The sequence below is a fragment of the Streptomyces swartbergensis genome (assembly GCF_002148965.1).
Lineage (GTDB): Bacteria > Actinomycetota > Actinomycetes > Streptomycetales > Streptomycetaceae > Streptomyces > Streptomyces swartbergensis.
In genome coordinates this window covers 1-871 of the sequence record NZ_NGFN01000781.1, presented here as the reverse complement: position 1 = coordinate 871, position 871 = coordinate 1, and the positions used below count along the sequence as shown (strand labels likewise).

At 70.4% G+C, this 871-nt stretch carries 1 pseudogene; it reads left to right on the top strand.

Features of this window, described 5'->3' with window-relative positions:
* A pseudogene (locus CA983_RS46535) lies at positions 1 to 870 on the top strand (hypothetical protein); the annotation flags it as partial.
* Between the last annotated feature and the right edge of the window lies 1 nt (position 871).

The following is an 871-nucleotide window of genomic DNA, read 5'->3' as shown; positions in this document are numbered from 1 at the left end:
CGGGCGACCAGCGAAGAGACGCGCGGCATCCCCTCGCCCGACCGTGCGGACGTCATGGCGGCCCTCGAGCAGGCGGTCAATGACGGGCGCAGCCGCACGGAGATCCGCCGCTGGTTGAACCGGGCGGAAGAGGTGACACACGGTGGGGCAACCGCCGAAGAGAACGGCCTGATCAGGGCAGCAGTAGACGCGCTGCTGAGGCTGGAACGGGCGGTCGGCCTGCCCACACCCCGCGAACCGACTTTTCAGGAGCGCAAGGCCCTGCAGAAGGTCCAGCGACTGCTGGGTGACCTCGCGGAGCGGAAGCGCCTCGGGTTTCCGATCATCACACCTGCCCAGCGTCGCCAGCTTGCCCAGGCCGCAGAACAGGCTTCTGCCTGGCTCACCGACACCCAGCGCTCCCAGGTCCAGGCATGGCAGACCGCTCCGACGGAGTCCGCACCCGCGCCGCGTGCCCCTCAGTCGCCGGCGCGTCCCCGGGCGCCGCGCGTTCCTCCTGCGGCTCCGCACTCAGTGCGCTTCGACGCAGCTGGCCTTGCCGACGCGGTCCGGGACGTCCTGGAGCACGCAGCCCGGCTGGGGAAGACCGTGCCCCTCGCTGATCTGTGCGCCCAGGTCAAAGGCCTGGGGGACCTGCCGGAATCTGATCAGGAGCAAGTGCTTCGGCGGGTCAAGCCCACCGCTCGGCCCCGCAGCCCGAAGCCTCAGCGCCCAGCTCTGCTCACCGCCCTGATCACCACCGAGGCAGGAACCATGCACCCGATCTACTGGCGACTGGCCGACCATGCCGGCCACCGTCTGCCCCAGCACGCCGACAGCGCGTGGACCGACACCGTCAAGATCCTCCACGACCGCTACCGCACCCCGTAGC